16 protein-coding genes are annotated in these 19,654 nt (G+C 58.9%); 7 read left to right on the top strand and 9 right to left on the bottom strand.

Annotation, left to right across the window (positions count from 1 at the left end; all coding sequences use genetic code 11):
• Positions 1–12 precede the first annotated feature (12 nt).
• From IBX59_RS11405 to IBX59_RS11380, 6 genes are all read right to left on the bottom strand, one after another.
• On the bottom strand, positions 13–999 hold the full coding sequence (locus IBX59_RS11405; protein WP_296375579.1) for an alcohol dehydrogenase catalytic domain-containing protein: 987 nt from the start codon (positions 997–999) through the stop codon (positions 13–15).
• Positions 996–1,757 (bottom strand): SDR family oxidoreductase, encoded by a 762-nt coding sequence (locus IBX59_RS11400; protein ID WP_296375577.1) that lies wholly within the window; start codon positions 1,755–1,757, stop codon positions 996–998. The genes IBX59_RS11405 and IBX59_RS11400 overlap by 4 nt, the downstream gene beginning before the upstream one ends.
• Entirely contained in the window at positions 1,750–3,057 is a 1,308-nt protein-coding gene (gene hisD / locus IBX59_RS11395) for a histidinol dehydrogenase (RefSeq protein ID WP_296375575.1), read from the bottom strand. Before hisD ends, IBX59_RS11400 begins: the two co-directional genes overlap by 8 nt.
• Positions 3,058–3,068: 11 nt before the next feature.
• Entirely contained in the window at positions 3,069–4,397 is a 1,329-nt protein-coding gene (locus IBX59_RS11390; RefSeq protein WP_296375573.1) for a TRAP transporter large permease, read from the bottom strand.
• Positions 4,398–4,408: 11 nt separating this feature from the next.
• On the bottom strand, positions 4,409–4,921 hold the full coding sequence (locus IBX59_RS11385; protein ID WP_296375570.1) for a TRAP transporter small permease: 513 nt from the start codon (positions 4,919–4,921) through the stop codon (positions 4,409–4,411).
• A 108-nt stretch (positions 4,922–5,029) separates the two neighbouring features.
• Positions 5,030–6,178, bottom strand: a complete 1,149-nt coding sequence (locus tag IBX59_RS11380) for a TRAP transporter substrate-binding protein (protein ID WP_296375568.1) — start codon at positions 6,176–6,178, stop codon at positions 5,030–5,032.
• A gap of 367 nt (positions 6,179–6,545) precedes the next feature.
• Between IBX59_RS11380 and IBX59_RS11370 the strand changes: the two genes are divergently transcribed.
• Both IBX59_RS11370 and xylB read left to right on the top strand, forming a co-directional pair.
• A complete protein-coding gene (locus tag IBX59_RS11370; RefSeq protein WP_296375565.1) occupies positions 6,546–7,571 on the top strand; it encodes a LacI family DNA-binding transcriptional regulator in 1,026 nt (341 codons plus the stop codon).
• A 91-nt stretch (positions 7,572–7,662) separates the two neighbouring features.
• Positions 7,663–9,114 carry a xylulokinase gene (xylB, locus tag IBX59_RS11365; RefSeq protein WP_296375563.1) on the top strand — a complete coding sequence of 484 codons (1,452 nt, stop codon included), beginning with the start codon at positions 7,663–7,665 and terminating at the stop codon, positions 9,112–9,114.
• Here the strand turns inward: xylB and IBX59_RS11360 are convergent.
• A complete protein-coding gene (locus tag IBX59_RS11360; protein WP_296375562.1) occupies positions 9,087–10,250 on the bottom strand; it encodes an ROK family transcriptional regulator in 1,164 nt (387 codons plus the stop codon). The two genes, xylB and IBX59_RS11360, sit on opposite strands and share 28 nt — an antisense overlap.
• A gap of 114 nt (positions 10,251–10,364) precedes the next feature.
• Between IBX59_RS11360 and xylA the strand changes: the two genes are divergently transcribed.
• Positions 10,365–11,672, top strand: coding sequence for a xylose isomerase (xylA, locus tag IBX59_RS11355; protein ID WP_296375560.1), 1,308 nt, complete (start codon positions 10,365–10,367; stop codon positions 11,670–11,672).
• Between the two features lie 26 nt (positions 11,673–11,698).
• Complete coding sequence (locus tag IBX59_RS11350; RefSeq protein ID WP_296375558.1) at positions 11,699–12,760, top strand: sugar phosphate isomerase/epimerase; 1,062 nt, start codon at positions 11,699–11,701, stop codon at positions 12,758–12,760.
• Here the strand turns inward: IBX59_RS11350 and IBX59_RS11345 are convergent, their stop codons facing one another.
• A complete protein-coding gene (locus IBX59_RS11345; protein WP_296375555.1) occupies positions 12,761–14,311 on the bottom strand; it encodes a CRTAC1 family protein in 1,551 nt (516 codons plus the stop codon).
• Between the two features lie 217 nt (positions 14,312–14,528).
• On the opposite strand from IBX59_RS11345, the gene xylF reads away from it, so the two are divergent.
• The 3 genes from xylF to IBX59_RS11330 all read left to right on the top strand — a co-directional run bounded on the left by xylF (position 14,529) and on the right by IBX59_RS11330 (position 17,716).
• Positions 14,529–15,563 carry a D-xylose ABC transporter substrate-binding protein gene (xylF, locus tag IBX59_RS11340; RefSeq protein ID WP_296375554.1) on the top strand — a complete coding sequence of 345 codons (1,035 nt, stop codon included), beginning with the start codon at positions 14,529–14,531 and terminating at the stop codon, positions 15,561–15,563.
• 96 nt (positions 15,564–15,659) lie between these two features.
• On the top strand, positions 15,660–16,964 hold the full coding sequence (locus IBX59_RS11335; RefSeq protein WP_296375552.1) for a sugar ABC transporter permease: 1,305 nt from the start codon (positions 15,660–15,662) through the stop codon (positions 16,962–16,964).
• Positions 16,964–17,716 carry an ATP-binding cassette domain-containing protein gene (locus IBX59_RS11330; RefSeq protein WP_296375550.1) on the top strand — a complete coding sequence of 251 codons (753 nt, stop codon included), beginning with the start codon at positions 16,964–16,966 and terminating at the stop codon, positions 17,714–17,716. The genes IBX59_RS11335 and IBX59_RS11330 overlap by 1 nt, the downstream gene beginning before the upstream one ends.
• A gap of 172 nt (positions 17,717–17,888) precedes the next feature.
• Here the strand turns inward: IBX59_RS11330 and IBX59_RS11325 are convergent, their stop codons facing one another.
• Positions 17,889–19,436, bottom strand: a complete 1,548-nt coding sequence (locus IBX59_RS11325) for a cation:proton antiporter family protein (protein WP_296375548.1) — start codon at positions 19,434–19,436, stop codon at positions 17,889–17,891.
• Positions 19,437–19,654 lie beyond the last annotated feature (218 nt).

The raw sequence follows: 19,654 nt of genomic DNA, 5'->3' as shown, positions 1-19,654 counted from the left end.
ACTCCTTTGGTGTCAGCTATGCGGTTCAAGAATGATTTTCGGTGCAGCAATCCGGCCCGCGCGAATATCGTCAAAGGCCGCGGCGCCATCAGCCAGTGGGCATGATGTCGTCCAGTCAAGCGGGCCAAGGCGGCCATCGAAAATTGCCGCAGCGGTGTCGCGGAAATCTTGTGCGGTATAGGTATAAGTGCCGATAAAGGTGATTTCCTGCAAGGTCATCCGCCGGATATCAAGCCCGCCTGCCGCCTCGCCCAGCCCGATATGGCCGATCACCCCGCCGGGGCGCGCATGGGCCGACGCGGTGGCGCGGGTGGCGGCATAGCCTACCCCGTCGATCACCAGATCGAACAGGGTGTTTTCGGGCAGATCATCGGGCGAAATGGCGTTTTGCCCGCAGTTGTCCACCAAATAGGCGCGCCGCAACGCATTGGGTTCCAGCACGGTCACATCCGTAACGCCTTGGGCTGTCAGCGATAGCGCGGCCCCCAGCCCGATGGCCCCGCCACCGATCACCAGCGCCGTGCCATCGCGCCCCAAAGCTTTGCGCGCCAACCGCACGGTATGCCAGCCGCAGCCAATGGGTTCGGCCAATGCCGCCTTGGTCAGTGGCACGGCGTCGGGGACGCTGACAAGGTTTTCGTCGCGCATCGTGACATATTGCGCAAACGCACCTTCGCGGGGCGGCATCGAAATGATCATGCGCGTCGGGCACAGGTTGTCGCGGCCAGACGTGCAGGCCGGGCAGGTGCCGCAAGTCACCAACGGGTTCAACGTGACGCGTTCGCCGTCACGCGGGCCACCAACAATGGTGCCTGCGGCTTCGTGCCCAAGGATCAGCGGGGCAGGGCGGCGTTCGTCATGGCCCAGATAGGCGTGCATGTCAGACCCGCAGATGCCCACCGCCTCTATCCGGATCAACTGTTCGCCGGGGCCTGCCACCGGGTCGGGCGCATCGCGAAAGCCAAGCTGTTCAGGGCCGTCATAAATCAATGCTTTCATTTTGCGGTAAATCCTCCGTCAACCATCAGCACCTGACCTGTCACATAGGATGACGCGTCAGAGCAGAGAAAAAGCATCGGCCCGTCGATATCGGACAAGTCGCCATTGCGCCCGATGCAGGTTTGTGCGGCGTTGCGCGCGGCGCGGTCCGGGTCGGAAAACACCGCATTGGTCAGTTCGGTGGGGAAAAACCCCGGCCCGATGGCATTGGCGGTGATCCCGTCGCACGACCATGCTTCGGCCATGGCGCGGGTCAACTGGCCGATCCCGGCCTTGGATGCGCCATAAGCGATCCCGCCGGGGAAGGCGCGTGTGGTCTGGAGCGAGGCGAAATTCACGATCCGCCCCCAGCCTTTGGTCTTCATCGCAGCCACCAGCGCCTGAGACAGGAAAAACGGCGCGGCAAGGTTCAGGTTCAGCGTGATGTCCCAGCCTTCGGCGGTCACATCATCGGCCACCTGCCGCGTATTGATACCTGCGGCATGCACGATGATATCAGGCGCGCCAAAGGGGGCCGCAATGCGTCGGGCGATGTCACTGATCTGGTCGCGCTGCGACAGATCGGCGGCCACGGTGGCGGCATGTGCGCCGGTGGCTTCGGCCCAATCGGCCAAAGCCTCGGCCCGGCGGGCCACGCCGACAACTTTGGCGCCGGCAGCGGCCAGAACAATCGCCGCCCGCTGACCAAGGCCCGCAGAGGCCCCGGTGACACAGGCGACCCGGCCTGTCAGGTCGAACAGGGCGCGCGGATCAGCCATTGGCGCTGAGGTCGAAATTTTCGCCGGGGAAATATTTCGCAAGGCGCACGTCGGCGGCACGCGCGTGCCCTTCCATGCCTTCCAACCGCGAAATCCGCGCCGTTGCCTGCCCCACACGTTTGGACCCCTCGCGCGTGGCGCGCTGCCATGTCACGATTTTCATGTATTTATGCACCGAAAGCCCCCCGGTATAGGACGCGGCCCCCGATGTGGGCAGCACGTGGTTGGTGCCACTGGCCTTGTCGCCATAGGATACGGTGGTTTCTTCACCCAAAAACAGCGATCCATAGCAGGACAGGCGGTTCAGCCACCAGTCAAGGTCTTCGGCCTGCACGGTCAGGTGTTCGGGGGCATATTCATCGGAACAGGCCGCCATTTCCGCGCGGTCGGCGCAAACGATCACCTCGGCGTAATCGCGCCATGCGGCGGCGGCGTTTTCGCTGTTCACCTGCGGCAGATCGGCGATCAGACCGGGGACCAGTTCCATCACCTTTTCGGCCAGCGCACGATCATCCGTGACCAGCCAGACGGGCGAATTATAGCCATGTTCGGCCTGACTGACCAGATCGGTGGCCACGATAAAGGGGTCGGCGGTTTTATCGGCCAGGATCAGGCTGTCGGTGGGTCCGGCAATCATGTCGATGCCGACGCGCCCGAACAGGGTGCGTTTTGCCTCGGCGACGAACTGGTTGCCGGGGCCGACAAGGATGTTGGCCGATGGCAGCCCGAACAGGCCGAATGTCATCGCCGCAATCGCCTGCACGCCACCCATGGCAAGGATCGTATCCGCGCCGCTGATATGGGCGGCATAGACGATGGCGGGGTTGATCCCGACGCCGGGGCGTGGCGGGGATGCGGCAATGATGTGGTTACACCCTGCCACCTTGGCGGTGGTCACTGTCATGATGGCACTGGCAATGTGGCTATAGCGGCCACCGGGGGCATAGCAGCCCGCCGTATCGACCGGGATCGCCTTTTGCCCGGCAATCAGGCCGGGGACGATTTCCAGTTCCACATCGCTGACCGTAGCCTTTTGCGCCTCGGCAAAGCGGCGCACGTTGTCTTGGGCGAATTGGATGTCCGCTTTCAACTTTTCGGGCACCTGATCAGAGGCGGCGGCGATTTCTGCGGGCGTCAGGATAATGTTGCCATCGTAATTGTCGAACTTGGCTGCATATTCCAGCGCGGCCTTGTCGCCGCCTGCCTCGATATCCGCAAGGATTTTGGTGACGATATCGCGCACATCGGATGCATCTGAGGTTGAGGTCAGGTGCGCTTTCTTAAGGTATTCTCTTGCCATTGGTGTGTATCCTATTTGTAGATGTCGGGAAGCATGGTGGTGGAAATGGCCGGGATGAAGGCGATCATCAGCACCACGATGAGCATGAAGAAAACGAAGGGCACAGCGCGCGCCGCGATCTTGAGGATGGATTCCCCCGTGATCCCGGACACCACGAACAGGTTCAGCCCCAGCGGTGGCGTGATGAACCCGACACCCAGTGCCGTGATCATCATGATGCAGAACTGAATCTCGTTCATGCCGATGTTGTCGGCCAGTGGTTTCAGGATCGGCGCAAGGATCACGATGTTGGGCGTGGTTTCCATCACGCAGCCCGCCGCAACCAAAATGCCGATCATCATCAAGATCAGGATCCAGGGTTCTTCGGTCAACGATGTGATTGCAAAAACGAACCCCTGCGGCACCCCCATGATCGCCAGCGCCTGCGCCAGTGGCAGCGAAAAGGCGATGATGGGCAAGATGATCCCGTTCACCTTGGCCGAACTGATCAGCATGGCGGGGAAATCTGACAATTTCAGCGTGCCGATGATAAAGCCGATGATGATTGTCACGATCACAGCGGTCGCGCCGGCTTCGGTGGGGGTCATCTTGCCAGAAAAAATGCCGTAAAAAATAATGCCTGGAACGATGAACGCATACCAACCAGAGGTCAGCGCACGGCCCAGGTTGCCCAGATATTCCGGCAGGGAAATGTTGCCGCCGCCCTCATACCCATAGATGCGGTTGACCACGATATTGGTAACAAGGATCGACGTCAGGATCAGGATGCCGGGGATCAAGGCGGCCAGAAACAGTGTTGATGCCGATATGCCCAGCACAAGGCCGATGATGATATAGGCGATGGATGGCGGGATCAGGATACCGGTGCAGGCACCCGCCGCCACCAGCGCGCAGGCATAGGGGCGGGGGTAGCCGGATTCGACCAGCCTGTCTATTGTCATGCGGCCAACAGCGGCAGCACCCGCCGCATCAGACCCCGAAATCGCGGCGAACATACCGCAGACCAGCACCGTGGCCGACCCGAAACCGCCCTTGGCGAATTGGGTTAGCGCCTCGGCCACGTCCAGAAATTTGCGCGACAGCCCGGTGCGCACCAGCACGTCACCCGTCAGGATGAAAAGTGGCACGGCAGTCAGGGCAAAGGCGTCGATCCCTTCGAACAGGCTTTCGCCAACAAGGGACAGGGGCAGACTGCCTGACAAGACCAGCATCGTGATTGCCGAAACCCCGATGGCGGCCCAGACCGGCACGGCCAGTGCGCAAAGCAGCACGAACAGGATTACGGGAAGATAGAAATCCCAGCCAAGCTCGACCGTTTGTTGCAGTGTGTTGAACAACATGGCGCGCCCCTTCAATCAAACAGTTTGTCGCCTTCGTAGACGGGGGTGCCGTCACGAAGGCTGCGCAGATCGCGCAGGAAGGATTGCACAAGCCGCAACAGCATCAGGCCAAAGCCAACAGGCACGGCCAGCAGGAACCAGACCATCGACACCCGCAAACCATGGCTGACCGATCCGAATTTTGCCGATACCATCACCGTTTCGAATGACCAGTAAAGCGCGATCAAGGCGACGCCGAACATCACCAGATCACCAAAGATATAAAGCAGCGCCTTGGCGCGTGGCCCAAGGTAATGCATCACCACGTCAATGCGGATATGCGCGCGTTCGCGTACGGCCGCCGCGGCCCCGATCCAGGCGAGGTAGATAAAGGAATACCTTACGATTTCCTCGCCCCAGATCGACGAATAGGAAAAAACTTCGCGCCGCAGCACCTCGATGGCCATGGTCATGACAAGCACGACATAAAAAACAAGTAAGGCCCATCGTTCAGCATTACGGTCAATTCTGCGTATCAAATGCATGTGTGACCCCGTAGTGGCATGGCGCGGGCTTGGCCGACCATGACAGAAGTTCAGTGTGGTCTGCAGACCGTGAGACGGGCACCGCAAAAGCGGCGCCCGACATGCGGTTTACGCGTCGTGGATGTAGTAGCGGCCCATTGTGCCTGCGGCTTCGACCAGTTTGTTGAACACCTCCATCGAGCCGGCCAGTTCCACCTTGAAGCTGTCCCATTCCGACCGCTGATAGCCGCCGGCATCCTGCCATTCGGCCAGCTGGTCGTCGGTCAGCGCATGGAATTCCACACCCGCCTTGCGCAGTTCGGCCATGGCATAGTTGCGGGCCGATGGCACCTTGGCGATGTTCTGATGCGCGGTGATTTCAGAGGCTTCGACAATCGCATCCTGCACATCGGCGGGCATGGAGTTGAACCATTCCAGATTGCACGAATAAATCTGGCTGTCCGGCACCGCCTGGGTAAAGGTCACATGGCTTAGGATATCCTTGAAACCAAAGACATAAAGCGCGCCGACGGCTGGGTCGAGCGCATCGGCCACACCCTGTTTGATAGCCGAAGGTGTTTCCCCCCATGCCACAGGTGTCGGGTTGGCGCCGACCATCCGGTAATATTGCTGCAACATCGCCGATCCGGGCACCCGGAATTTCACGCCGGCCAGATCGCCGGGCGTGATCACAGCCCCAGCGCCACCCTTGCGGATTGCGACGACACGCGGGTCAATGTTGATATAAAACAACGGCTTGAAACCGGCAGCTTCGACTTTGGGGTGAACTTCGTTTTTCCATGCGTCAGAATTGACAAGGTTGGTAAACCGCTGGTTCGATCCGCAGAAATAGGGCAGGTTGATCAGATCAACAGCCGCCGCGAAGGGGGCAAAGTTTGCCAGCGAATGCTGTGCCGCCTGAATGGTGCCCGACTGCACGCGCTGCACCAGCGCACCGCCTGCGCCCAGCTGGCCACCGGGGGCAAGTTTGACATAAACCTTGCCGTTTGTTGCGTTCTGGATGTTTTCCTTCAGGTCCAGTTGCATGATGGGATAGCTGCGCGACGCCCCCAGCACATAGGCGGTGGCGATCGTCATGATGTGATCGGCGGCGTTTTCGCGGTCGCGTTCTTCAATTGCGGTCTGTGCGGCGGCTTGCGATGACCACAACGTGCCCGCAGCACCCGCCACCAAAGCAGCGGTAAAGCTGCCTGTCCCTGCAAGTTTCAGGAAGTTGCGGCGTTCAGCCGATTTGAGCGTATCGTGCTTGGTTTTCATTGTTGTGTCCTCCCTTTGGACTTTCATGCGCTGTTCGCATCTTTTTTTGCGTCAGCTTCACTTTTCAATATCGCGACAACGAACATCACAGCGGTCCCCATAAGAACCAGCATTTCCGCAACATCACCCAAGAACTGCGACCCTCCCGTCGCGCCAAGGAAGACGTTTGCGATGAAAACACAAAACAGGATCAGTGCTCCGAAAAGCCGCATCGTGATTTCCTCCCTGTCACAGAATTGATTCTGTACTGTCAATGTAAGCCTTTACAAATTGTAAAATCAACTGTTTCCATTCCGATTGGGGGAACTACTATGTTAAAACATGGAAAATATTGCAAAAGTGGGCGCGGCATGGCGCAAGGAACTGCATGAAATTGACAAAGCCAACACCAACACTTCACGATGTTGCCGCGCGGGCGAATGTATCGACTGCGACGGTTTCGCGCTGCCTGAACCTGCCTGATCAGGTGACGCGACGCACGCGTGATAAGGTGATGCAGGCTATCGCTGATCTTGGCTATGCGCCGAATTTCGGTGCCCGCGCCATGGCCTCAAGGCGGACAAATACGATTGGTGCGATTATTCCCACCATGGAAAACGCAATATTTGCGCGTGGGTTACAAGCTTTTCAGGAAGAATTGCGCACCCATGGCTTTACGATGCTGGTGGCCAGTTCATCCTATCGGCCCGACATCGAACAAGAGCAAATCCGGTCGCTGGTGGCACGTGGCGCTGATGCGCTATTGTTGATCGGCCATGAACGCGACCCTGAGATCTATCGCTTTCTTGAGGCGCAAAGCATCCCGGCGCTGATCGTCTGGGCGTATGATCCGCGGATCGCGCGGCCTTCTGTCGGTTTTGACAACCGTGCCGCCATGCACGATCTGGCAAAAGAGGTGCTAAGACGCGGCCACCGGCGGCTCGCGCTGATTTCTGCCCCGGTTGCGATGAATGACCGGGCGCGCGAGCGGCAGGAAGGCATTCACGATGCGATGTGCGCGGCTGGACTTGATCCGCGGGATCTCCAACTTGTTGAAACACCCTATGCCATTGAAAACGGGGCGATGGCCTTTGATGCATTGATGGCGCGGCAACCCCGCCCAACAGCGGTTTTATGTGGCAACGATGTCTTGGCGGTGGGGGCCATGCGGCGCGCCCGTGAATTGGGCCTGAGGGTGCCTGATGACGTGTCGATCACCGGGTTTGACGATATTGAACTGGCGCAGGTCGTTTACCCGCCGCTTGCCACAGTCCACGTGCCGCATCGGGAAATGGGACGGCGTGCGGCACAAACGTTGATTGGCATGGTGCACGGTGACATCTCGGTTGTTGCCGTTGATTTGGGGGCAGAACTGAAATTGCGCGGCTCACTTGGGGATGTGCCTGCGGCATGACCTTGGCAATGCAGCGTTCATCCATCGCGAACGGTTGACTGTGACGCTGTTACACGATTAATTTCGCACATCAAATAAAAGGAATGATCATATGTATCTGGGGCTGGATCTGGGCACGTCAGGGCTCAAGGTGATTTTGACGGATGTGGCAGGCCGTGTCCTTGATACGGTCGAGATGCATTACGCCAACCCGCACCCGCAGCAAGGCTGGTCCGAACAGGACCCCGCGGATTGGGTCACCGCTTGTGGTGCCGCGCTGGATGCCTTGCATACGCGCAACCCCGATGCCGTTGCTGCGCTGCGCGGCATCGGGTTAAGCGGGCAAATGCATGGGGCAACCATTCTGGATGCGGCTGATCAGGTCTTGCGGCCCTGCATCCTGTGGAACGATACGCGCGCAGCTGCACAGGCTGCATGGCTGGATGCACAGCCCGGCATACACGCCATCACCGGAAATATCGTGTTTCCCGGGTTCACCGCGCCAAAGCTCTTGTGGTTGAAAGAACATGAACCTGAGACCTTCGAAAAGGTCGCCAAGGTTCTGTTGCCAAAAGATTATCTGCGCCTGTGGTTGACTGGTGAACATGTCGGTGACATGTCCGACAGCGCCGGCACGTCATGGCTGGATGTGGGCGCGCGGGATTGGTCGGATGTCGCATTAAGCGCCGGTGACATGCGGCGCGACCAGATGCCGGCCTTGTGTGAAGGAACCGCAGTCAGCGGTCATCTGCGTGATGCGCTACGCCAGCGGTGGGGCATTGCGGGGCCTGTTGTTGTTGCCGGTGGCGGGGGTGATAATGCCGCTGCGGCTTGTGGCGCTGGCTGTTTTGCCGAAGGGCAGGGTTTTGTGTCTCTGGGCACTTCGGGTGTGCTGCTTGCGGCCAAGGACCGTTTCACACCCGATGCGGAATCGGCTGTGCATACGTTTTGCCATGCCGTGCCAGACCGCTGGTATCAGATGGGGGTGATCCTTGCTGCAACCGACTGCATGAACTGGCTGTCGCGGCAGTTGGGCCAAACGCCCGCCGACCTGACCGGCGCCTTGCCGGACCACATCAGCGGGCCTTCAACATTGACGTTTCTGCCCTATCTGTCGGGCGAACGGACGCCGCACAACAACGCGCAGGTGCGTGGTGCCTTTGTCGGGCTTGATATCGCGCACACGCCTGTCGATCTGACGCAGGCGGTGGTTGAAGGGGTGTCATTTGCGTTGCGCGACTGTCTGGCTGCCTTGAACGGCACGGGGACAGACCTGAGCGCGGTCATTGCGATGGGCGGGGGGGCGCGGTCGCGCTATTGGTTGGAAACGCTGGCCACGGTGCTGAATCTGCCGCTGTCTATCCCTGCTGGCGGCGAATTCGGTGCCGCGTTGGGGGCAGCCCGTCTGGGGATTGCTGCCGATACAGGTGCCCCGGTCGCCGAGATCATGACCCAGCCCGCAATTGCGCAAACCATTGATCCGCGCGCCGACCTGCAAGACCGCTATGCCGCAGGCTGGGAACGTTATCGCGCGCTTTATCCTGCGCTTGCCGGCACCGCCTGAGTGGCGGAACCAAGGTCGCGGACAGCCAGCGCCGCGACCTGTTCGATCCCATAGGCTGCTGCCCCCTTGGCCCACAGCAGATCGCCCCAGCCATGCACGCGGATTTGCGGCATCGGCACATCGACCTTCACCACCATGTCACTGACATCCGCCAACACCGAAGCCGAGCAGAGCGGGTGTTTCAAACCGTCTTTACTGGCCAAAATCAGCAATTCAGGGTCAAACAGGTTTACCAGATTGGCCAGCCCCATGGCAAACAGGCGGCGGGCCTTTTCATGCTGCGTGGTATCGGCCTGCGCCAGCGCATAGGCCCCGGCGTAAGCTTCCAGACAGCCATGCTGGCCACATTGGCAGAGCGCACCGTTGGATTCGACCTTTGTATGTCCAAATTCCCCCCCACAGCCGCGCGCCCCGCGGTAAAGCTGGCCGTCGATCACCATGCCAAGCCCCAGCCCGTATTCCAATGTGACCACCAGAAAGTTGCGCGCCCCGCGCCCGTCACCAAACAAATGCTCGGCCTTGGCCACCAGATTGGCATCATTTTCGATAAAGACAGGGCAGGGCACCCGTTCTGACAACATCATCCCCAGATCGACATTGCGTCGCACCAGCGCGGACGACCAGTGAACAAAACCCGTTTTACCGTTGATCTGTCCGGCCAAGCCAATTGCGATCCCCGACAAATATTCAATCGCCAGCCCGTGATGCGCGCAGGCCTCGCTGACTGCGGCAATGATTTCCATACAAAGCCCGGTGCCGGTGAATTGCGATTGTGGCAGATTGAATTCGTGGCTGCCAATTTCCTGGCCTTCGAAATCCACCAAAAGCACCGTGATCGCGTGTTTGGCGACCTTCAATCCGGCGATCAGTCGCGCCTCTCCGCGCAGTTTGAGCGCCTCGCGCGGGCGGCCGCGTCTTTGGCCGGTTGGCCGGTCGTCGGCAAGGATCGGGGTAATCAGCCCGGCCTGAAGCAGATCGGATGTGATCGTGGTGACCGTTGCAGGGCTTAACCCCGTCTGGCGCGCAATATCAATGCGCGCAATCTGTCCTGCCCTGCGAATCGCATCAAGCACGCGCAACCGCCCGGTGCTACGCGTGTCAGGAAGAGGAATGCCATAAGGCTGCGCGTTTTGCATTATCATGTCTCTTTTTATTTATTTTGACACATAAATTATATTTGGCTATCCCTTTTTGCAGGCCGCGCCCCCGGCGGGCGCGCAGACACATTCAAATATTGAAAGACAACACAAATGACCACAGGTTTCTTTGACGACATAGCCCCGATTGTATTTGAAGGCGCAGACAGCGCCAATCCGCTGGCTTTTCATCACTATAACCCGCACGAGATGATCATGGGGCAGCGGATGGAAGATCATTTGCGCTTTGCTGTGGCCTACTGGCATTCCTTTGCATGGGAAGGGGGCGATCCCTTTGGTGGTCAGACGTTTGAACGCCCTTGGTATCCGCAAGATGACATGGGCCGCGCCAAACAAAAGGCCGATGTCGCGTTCGAGTTGTTCGATATCCTGAATGTTCCCTATTTCTGCTGGCACGATGCCGACCTGCGCCCCGAACAGGGCAGTTTCGCCGAAAACCTGTCCACGCTGGAAGAAATCACAGACTACATCGGTCAAAAGATGGAAAACAGCAAGACCGGCCTGTTGTGGGGCACGGCGAACATGTTCAGCCACCGCCGCTGGATGGCAGGGGCATCGACCAACCCCGACCCGGATGTCTTTGCCTTTGCCGCCGCCACGGTCAAGGGCTGCATGGATGCCACGCATAAACTGGGCGGGCAAAACTATGTGCTGTGGGGCGGGCGCGAAGGTTATGAAACGCTGCTGAACACCGATCTGGGGCAGGAATTGGACCATATGGGCCGGTTTTTGAACATGGTCGTGGATTACAAGCACAAGATCGGGTTCAAAGGCACCATTCTGGTGGAACCCAAACCGCAGGAACCATCCAAGCACCAATATGATTTTGATGCGGCCACCTGCATCGGGTTCCTGCGCAAATACGGGTTGGAAAACGAGGTGAAATTGAACCTTGAACAGGGTCACGCCATTCTGGCCGGGCATTCGTTCGAACATGAAATCGCCGTCGCCGCCGCCGAAGGCATGCTGGGGTCGATCGACATGAACCGCAACGATTACCAGTCCGGTTGGGACACCGACCAGTTCCCCAACAACGTGCCAGAGGTGGCGCTGGCCTATTATCACATCCTCAAGGCGGGCGGGCTGGGCACCGGCGGCACCAATTTCGATGCCAAACTACGCCGGCAGTCGCTGGATGCGCAGGATCTGATTGCGGCGCATGTGGGCGGCATGGATATCTGTGCGCGCGGCCTCAAGGCGGCGGCGGCGATGATCGCAGATGGCGGTTTGGAAACGGCGCTGAAAGACCGTTATGCAGGCTGGACCAGCGCGGATGCGCAGGCGATGCTGAACAGCGATCTGGACAGCATTCAGGCGCGTGTGCTGGCGCAGGGGATCAACCCCGCGCCACGGTCGGGCCGGCAGGAAATTCTGGAAAACTACGTCAGCCGCTTTGTCTGAAGCGCGGCAACACAGAAGGAAAGCAGATGCACACAATCAAGGGGCCGGGCGTTTTTCTGGCACAATTCGCGGGCGATGATGCGCCCTATAACACCTTGGAAGGTATGGCGAAATGGGCCGCCGCCAAAGGGTTCAAGGGTGTGCAGATCCCAACGTGGGACAACCGCCTGATCGACATGAAACAGGCCGCCGAAAGCCAGACCTATTGCGACGATCTGCGCGGTTTGCTGGCGGATCATGGGATCGAAATTTGCGATCTGGCCTCGCATATCGTGGGGCAGTTGATTGCGGTGCATCCCGCGCACGACACGGTGATGGATGCCTTTGCGCCCGCCGCCGTTCACGGCAACCCCGCCGCGCGACGCGTATGGGCGACCGAACACCTTGGTTTTGCCGCGCGCGCCTCGCAGCGGTTGGGGCTGGACCGGCACACCACGTTTTCGGGGTCACTGCTGTGGCCGTATTTCTACCCGTTTCCGCAGTGGCCCGAAGGGTTGATTGACGAAGGGTTTAGCGAACTGGCAAACCGCTGGCGGCCGATCCTGAATGATTTCGACGCGCATGGCATTGATCTGGCGTATGAAATTCACCCGACAGAGGATTTGCACGACGGCCATAGCTGGGAATATTTTCTTGATAAGGTCGATCAGCACCCGCGTGCAAACATCATGTATGACCCATCGCATTTCGTGTTGCAGCAGCTGGATTATCTGGCTTTCATCGACCATTATCACGACCGGATCAAAACCTTTCACGTCAAGGATGCCGAATTCCGCCCTGATGGTAAATCGGGTGTTTACGGCGGGTTTCAGCCTTGGGCGAAACGGGCAGGGCGGTTTCGCAGCCCTGGCGACGGGCAGGTTGATTTCGGGGGTATTTTCACCAAATTATCCACCTATGGGTTTGATGGCTGGGCCGTGCTGGAATGGGAATGTTTCCTGAAAAATTCCGAAGATGGCGCAGCCGAGGGCGCACAGTTCATTGCCGACAACATCATCACGGTGTCCGAACGCGCCTTTGACGATTTTGCCAAATCGGGTGCAGACCGGGCGGCGAACCGTGCGATGTTGGGCTTGCCCGCAGACTGATCAGCGTGTGATCGTGACAACCTGATTGGCGGCGACAAGCTGCCAATCTGTCGCGGTTCCGTCGGGCCAGATCACGCGCAGCTGTGCGTCATCTGCATCACCCAGCCCGAAATGCAGCGGAATAAGGCTGCCGCTGACATGGCCACCGCCAATCGTGGCCTCGCGGGTTTGCAGGGTGTCGCCGTGGCGCAGTTCGACAAAGGCCCCGATGGCGCGGGTGTTGGGGGCGGGCTGGCGCAGGTCAACCGCGATCCAGTTGCCCGCATCGGGGGTGATATTCTGCCACACCTCCAGCGGGGCGCGGCGGTTGACGACCACGATATCCAGCAGCCCGTTGCCATTCAGATCAGCCAGCCCCGCCCCGCGTGACCGGTCCATCGTGGCAATGCCGGCCTGATCCGCCATTTCCACGAATGTGCCGTCGGGTTGTTGCATCAGCAGGTTGTTGGGGTCGCGCATGGCAAGGTCTGGCATCTGGTCCACATTGCCTTTGGCGATGAACAGATCGGGCAGGCCATCATTGTCGATATCGCCAAATTCCGCGTGCCAGCCGGTAGAGGGCCGCCCGTCGTCGCCCGTGAACGGGCGCTGTGCATAGGATCCTGTCGCATAGGGGACAGCGACAAAACCGTCGCCCTGGTTGATCATCAGCAACTGATCGCCCATGGATGTCAGCATCACCTCGGGCAGGCCATCACCGGTGATGTCGCGGCTGGCAATCCCCATGCCCCACAGTTGCAACCTGTCCCAGCCATCGTCGGCGGTCAGTGCGCGCAGGGGGTCCAATTGCCACATCTGTTCATAGCCGTCGCTGATATAATACTGCCTGTCGTTCGATATGCGCAGCATCGGTGCGCCGTTGCGCTGCCAGTCTGAAAACAGCATCGACAGGGGGCAAAACCCCGGATCAATCGCTGTCGGCACGCCGTAGCGGGCGCCGTCAGGGCGGATCAACCAGTTGGTATCGCAGGTGCCAAAGGGGCCGTTGGGGTTGCTTGCGTCCACGTAATTGCCAATGGCGAGCGTCGGCAAGGTTTGTCCGCTTTCCCAGGTGGCCGAAAAGGCGGTTGTCCAGCGGGCATCAGCGGGCAGGCCAAGGCTGTCATCTGCGGTGAACTGACAGTCGCCCAGACCGCGCAACAGGATGTTTGCGCCGTTGCGCAGCACCATCAGGTCGATGATATCATCATTGTTGACATCAACCGGATAGGCGCCTGTTACGTCCGTGATCGGCGGCAAATCACCGTTCGTAAACCGGATATCGCCCCCGGGGTTGGATATGTTGACAAAAAGCGCGGCAGGTGCTGTGCCGCCGGCGGCAAAAATGTCGGGCTGGCCCGTGCCATTGCAATCAAAAATCGCAACGCCGCCACCCACGAAATGCGGCCATCCCCCAGCATAGATATGCGCGGCAGGCAGGGTCGGTGACTGGTCCTTGAACGCTGGCGCCGCAAACAGTTGCCCGCCAAACGCCAGGCCAAAACACACCAACACACAGCGTTGCGCGCGCGCAGCGCGCGCCACCCCTAACATTTTGTTATTATCTTTCATGGGGTTTTGTTCCGCTTTTCGTTAGCGCTAACCTGCCCGCATATTCATCGCTGCGCAAGATCGTCCATATTGTTGCACTCTGGATCCGTCTATTTGAATTACTTTTGTCTCAGGTAAATAATTCTGTTTGACATTTTGAGAGCATAGCGCAATAAATTTAGTTGGTAAAATAAGCCTGATCTGGCCATAATGCCGATGTAATCTGGGAGGAATTTCTATGAAAAGAAGAACTGTTCTTGCTGTCGCCATGGCAGCATCGCTGCCGGGCGCGATGGCGTTTGCTGACGCGCACGGCCTTACTGTTGGTGTCAGCTGGTCAAACTTTCAAGAAGAACGCTGGAAGACCGACGAAGCCGCAATAAAGGCTGCATTGGAAGCTGCGGGCGCAACCTATGTTTCGGTTGACGCACAGTCATCGGCTGCCAAGCAGTTGACCGACATCGAAAACCTGATCGCGCAGGGCGTTGACGCGCTGATCGTGCTGGCGCAAGACACCCAGGCGGTGATCCCCGCTGTGCAAGCTGCCGTGGACGAAGACATTCCCGTCGTCGCCTATGACCGCCTGATCGAAGATTCGCGCGCCTTTTATCTGACCTTTGACAACGTTGAAGTCGGGCGTTTGCAGGCCGCGGCCATTCTGGCAGTGCAGCCGACCGGCAACTACGTGATGATCAAAGGGTCGCCTACCGACCCGAACTCGGATTTCCTGCGTGGCGGGCAGCAAGAGGTGTTGCAGGCGGCGATTGATTCTGGTGCGATCACGATTGTGGGCGAAGCCTATACTGACGGCTGGCAGCCATCGAACGCGCAGCGCAACATGGAACAGATCCTGACCGAGCAGGGAAACAATGTTGATGCGGTCGTGGCGTCCAATGACGGCACCGCAAGCGGTGTTGTTGCGGCGTTGACCGCGCAGGGTATGCAAGGTCTGCCCGTGTCCGGACAGGACGGCGACCATGCCGCACTGAACCGTGTGGCCGCTGGCACGCAAACCGTGTCGGTCTGGAAAGATGCGCGCGAGCTGGGCAAAGCGGCAGGTGAAATCGCCGTTGCGTTGGCCGGTGGCACAGCACCTGCTGACGTTGCAGGCGCGGTCAGCTTCACCACACCCGGCGGCAACGAGATGAGCGCTGTTTTCCTGGCACCTGTGCCGGTGACCGCCGACAACCTGTCTGCCGTTGTTGATGCTGGCTGGATCACACAAGAAGCGCTTTGCCAAGGTGTGACCAACGGTCCGGCGCCTTGCAACTGATCCGGTCTGATATCTAGGCCGCAGGCGCCGCCCCGCATTCAACCGGGGCGGCGCATTTGCAATGGATCGACCCAACCTGCAATCAGGGGATAACATATGACCGACAGCACCCAATCCACCGGGGCGACGCCCGCCCAAGGTGATAAGAACCTTTTTCAAAGCCTTGAACTCGATATGCGCCTGCTGGGCATGATCGGCGCCTTTGTGATAATCGCCATCGGGTTCAGCATTGCCACAGGCGGTAATTTTCTGACACCGCGCAACATTTTCAACCTCACGGTGCAGACCGTGTCAGTGGCGATCATGGCAACGGGGATGGTGTTTGTCATCGTCACGCGCAACATCGACCTGTCGGTTGGCGCGCTGTTGGCGGTGTGTTCGGCGGTCGTGGCCATCGTGCAGGTGCGCCTTTTGCCGGGGACATTCGGGCTTGAGATCGGCTCGCCCTGGATTGCGCCGCTGGCTGTGCTGTCGGGCTTGTTGGTGGGCACCTTGATCGGTGTCTTCAACGGTGTGCTGATCGGTTATCAGGCGATCCCGGCGTTTATCGTGACTTTGGGCGGCTTTCTGGTCTGGCGCTATGCAGGTTGGTTTTTGACCGGCGGGCAGACCATTGCACCGCTGGACAGCAATTTCATTCTTCTTGGTGGCGCCGAAGGCACCTTGGGCGAATTCTGGAGCTGGGTGATCGGCATTCTTGCGTCGGTCGCTGCGGTTTGGGCCGTTTACTCGGCACGCCGCAACCGGATTAACCATAATTTCCCAACCAAGCCGCTTTGGGCGGAATTTACCGTTGGCGGAATTTTTGTCGTGGCAATCCTTGGGTTTGTGGCCACGCTGAACGCCTATGCTGTGCCCGCAGGCAAGTTGCGGCGCTTGTTCGAAGCCCGTGGCGAGGTGATGCCCGAAGGGTTTAGCCAAGGACACGGCTTGCCAATTTCAGTGTTGATCCTGGTCGCCGTCGCCATTGTGATGACGGTCGTTGCCCGCAAGACCCGTCTGGGGCGCTATATCTTTGCGACAGGCGGCAACCCTGACGCGGCTGAACTTTCGGGAATCAATACGCGGCTTTTGACGGTCAAGGTTTTCGCCATCATGGGGTTCCTGTGTGGCCTGTCGGCTGTTGTCGCACAGGCGCGTCTGCAGGCGCATACGACCGACATCGGCACACTTGACGAATTGCGCGTGATTGCTGCGGCCGTCATTGGCGGCACCGCGCTGTCGGGGGGCGCAGGCACCATCTATGGCGCGATCCTTGGGGCGCTGATCATGCAGTCGCTGACCTCGGGGATGGGAATGGTGGGTGTTGACAGCCCGCTGCAAAACATCGTGGTTGGTGCGGTTCTGGTGTTTGCCGTCTGGATCGATATCGTTTACCGCCGCAAAACCGGAGACATCTAATGACAACACCGCTTTTGGAAATGAAGAATATCTCGATCCGTTTTGGTGGGATCAAGGCCGTGGACAATGTGTCGATCAGCCTGATGCCGGGCGAGGTTGTGGGCCTTTTGGGCCATAATGGTGCGGGTAAATCGACCCTGATCAAGATCCTTGCCGGGGCTTACAAAGCCGATGAAGGCGAGATTTTTGTGGACGGCAAAAAGGTCGAGATCAACAACCCTCGGGATGCGCGCGCGCAAAACATCGAAACGATCTATCAAACGCTGGCGCTGGCCGATAACCTTGATGCGGCTTCAAACCTGTTTCTGGGGCGCGAATTGACCACGCCCTTTGGTTTGGTCGATGATGCCAAGATGGAAGCGGAATCGCGCAAGATCATGGCGCGCCTGAACCCGAACTTTAACCGCTTTTCCGAACCCGTGCGGTCATTGTCAGGCGGGCAGCGGCAATCTGTTGCGATTGCCCGCGCGGTGTATTTCAACGCCCGTATCCTGATCATGGACGAACCCACCGCAGCACTTGGTGTGCATGAGACGGCGATGGTTGCGGATCTGATCAAACAACTCAAGGCGCAAGGGCTAGGCATTTTCCTGATCAGCCATGACACCCGCGAAATGATGGAACTCTGCGACAGGGTATCGGTGATGAAAAATGGCCAATTGATCGGCACCGAACGCGTCGAGGATGTGACCGAAGATGATATCCTGTCGATGATCATCATGGGCAAAAATCCAAAACGCGAGGCGGCCTAGCGTTTGGGTTTTCCAAACCCAACGGGGCGGCATCGACCGCCCCTTTTTGGTTTCAAGACCGCGTTTGCGACCGGGCAGGGAACGCTGTAACGACCGTTCTTGCGCGGGCGTGTCTCACCTGGCCGCGTGACCTTTGCGGATTGCCGCGCATGTCGCAGCTGCCCCTGCGGTTTCAGCTTTTTCCGATCACCGCTGCCGTTTGTTCGGCCAGCCGGATGCCGGCTTGGTTCATTGTCAGATAGGTATAATCGGCGCCTGCCTCGCGAATTTGTTCCTGATGGGATTCGTGCAGGGCATGCGCGACGATTGGGCCATCGAAACCGCGCTGGCGCAACGAACGCGCTGCGATCAGCTTGGCATCCAGATCACCCATCGCAAGAATCGCAGCGCGGATATCGCCCAGCTTGCAACTGCGCCAGAAATTGCTGTCTTCAGCATCCGCAAAGAACACATTGCGCCCCGCGTCCTGATGCGCCTTGGCAATATAGGTGTCCGCATCAAGCCCTAATGGCTTGAACCCTTGTTCTTCGATAAATTGATAGGCTGCACTGCCTGTCCGGCCCATGCCAAAGATCAGCACATCGGCGTCGCCCATGTCTTTGGGCTGCTCGTCAGGGTGCAGCGTGTTGCGCTGGTAACGCCGCAGCGTGCGATCGTATCGTTCAAACAGCGGGTGGGCAAAGCGGTTGAGCGGTGCCGACAACACGAATGAGACCGACACAGCCAGCGCGAGGGGCACAAGAAATTCGGGCAAAATGCCCGCTGCCACGATCAGCCCGAATTCGGAATAGGCCGTCAGACTGATGGCCGTCAAAAAGGCGCTGCGGGCGCGCAGGTTGAACAGGATCAAAAGCGCAAAGAAAAGCACGCCCTTTACCGACAACAAGACGCCGACCGCCATGGCAAATACAATTGCGCCCTGATCGGGCAAACCCGTCAACCCGATTTGCAGAAAGAACCCGACCAGAAACACCTCTTTCAAGGACCAAAGAGAAGACCCCAGTTCCTTGGCGCGGTTATGCGTTGACAGCAGCACACCCATGACCAGCGCGCCAATTTCCGACGACAGGCCCATCGCCTCGAACCCCATACCGCCGATCACCAACGACAGCATCATGCCCATCAGGACCAGCAATTCATCAAAGCCTGCCAGGTCCAGCAGCCAGTGCAGGACCGGGCGTAGCAGCGGCAGGCCGAATACCAACAAGGCCCAGATATTGGGCGTCTGGCCAGACCAGATTGCCAGCACCACCAGCGCCACAAGATCCTGCACGATCAGGATGCCGATCGCGGTGCGGCCATGAAAAGCGCTTAGTTCGCGTTTGCTTTCCAACAGTTTTGCGGCCAGCACGGTGGATGAAAACGACAGCGCAATCGCCAAGAGCAGCGCGGTATTCCAGTCTATGCCCATGAACAGTTTCAGCCCAGGCATGAACACAGCCACGGAAATCGCAAAATGCAGCAGCGCGCTTCCTACGACATGCGGTTGGGCGATCTGTGAAATCTTGAGTTTTAGCCCAACGGTAAACAACAGCATCAGCACACCCAGGTGTGCGACATGCCCCAGTGTTTCACCGGTATAATCCGGAAGGCCAAGGGGCGGGCCGAAAATGTTGATGGCAAAGCCCGCCGCAAGAAAGCCGACAAGCGGCGGCAAACCGATCTGGCGGACTGCCAGACCGAAGAAGAACGCGAAACTGATGGTGATGACTTCGAACAATGCGCTTCATTCCCTTTGCCAACGGTTCAGGACCGGTCTGCCACGCCTGACATCGGCGCGCAAAGGCGCGCGCCTTGCGAGCATAGCCAACTCTGTCAGACATGATCCAGAGCTCAATTGCCCTGCCATGCTGCCTGATATGAACTGTTTACCCAAAATACCATGCACATGGCACATCGGACGGTTCTGTGCCCGGCACAGGCATGGGCTGCGATGCA

The sequence above is a fragment of the Yoonia sp. genome (assembly GCF_014859355.1).
Lineage (GTDB): Bacteria > Pseudomonadota > Alphaproteobacteria > Rhodobacterales > Rhodobacteraceae > Yoonia.
Note: the sequence above shows the minus strand (reverse complement) of the source record. Positions and strands in the feature narration are given on the sequence as shown.

What these genes read in the sequence shown, in the direction of transcription:
- IBX59_RS11405 (WP_296375579.1), bottom strand. Translation starts at nt 999, where the DNA reads ATGAAAGCATTGATTTATGACGGCCCTGAACAGCTTGGCTTTCGCGAT.
- IBX59_RS11400 (WP_296375577.1), bottom strand. Translation starts at nt 1,757, where the DNA reads ATGGCTGATCCGCGCGCCCTGTTCGACCTGACAGGCCGGGTCGCCTGT.
- xylF (WP_296375554.1), top strand. Translation starts at nt 14,529, where the DNA reads ATGAAAAGAAGAACTGTTCTTGCTGTCGCCATGGCAGCATCGCTGCCG.
- IBX59_RS11360 (WP_296375562.1), bottom strand. Translation starts at nt 10,250, where the DNA reads ATGCAAAACGCGCAGCCTTATGGCATTCCTCTTCCTGACACGCGTAGC.
- IBX59_RS11335 (WP_296375552.1), top strand. Translation starts at nt 15,660, where the DNA reads ATGACCGACAGCACCCAATCCACCGGGGCGACGCCCGCCCAAGGTGAT.
- IBX59_RS11385 (WP_296375570.1), bottom strand. Translation starts at nt 4,921, where the DNA reads ATGCATTTGATACGCAGAATTGACCGTAATGCTGAACGATGGGCCTTA.
- IBX59_RS11370 (WP_296375565.1), top strand. Translation starts at nt 6,546, where the DNA reads ATGAAATTGACAAAGCCAACACCAACACTTCACGATGTTGCCGCGCGG.
- IBX59_RS11390 (WP_296375573.1), bottom strand. Translation starts at nt 4,397, where the DNA reads ATGTTGTTCAACACACTGCAACAAACGGTCGAGCTTGGCTGGGATTTC.
- IBX59_RS11345 (WP_296375555.1), bottom strand. Translation starts at nt 14,311, where the DNA reads ATGAAAGATAATAACAAAATGTTAGGGGTGGCGCGCGCTGCGCGCGCG.
- IBX59_RS11350 (WP_296375558.1), top strand. Translation starts at nt 11,699, where the DNA reads ATGCACACAATCAAGGGGCCGGGCGTTTTTCTGGCACAATTCGCGGGC.
- xylA (WP_296375560.1), top strand. Translation starts at nt 10,365, where the DNA reads ATGACCACAGGTTTCTTTGACGACATAGCCCCGATTGTATTTGAAGGC.
- IBX59_RS11380 (WP_296375568.1), bottom strand. Translation starts at nt 6,178, where the DNA reads ATGAAAACCAAGCACGATACGCTCAAATCGGCTGAACGCCGCAACTTC.
- hisD (WP_296375575.1), bottom strand. Translation starts at nt 3,057, where the DNA reads ATGGCAAGAGAATACCTTAAGAAAGCGCACCTGACCTCAACCTCAGAT.
- xylB (WP_296375563.1), top strand. Translation starts at nt 7,663, where the DNA reads ATGTATCTGGGGCTGGATCTGGGCACGTCAGGGCTCAAGGTGATTTTG.
- IBX59_RS11330 (WP_296375550.1), top strand. Translation starts at nt 16,964, where the DNA reads ATGACAACACCGCTTTTGGAAATGAAGAATATCTCGATCCGTTTTGGT.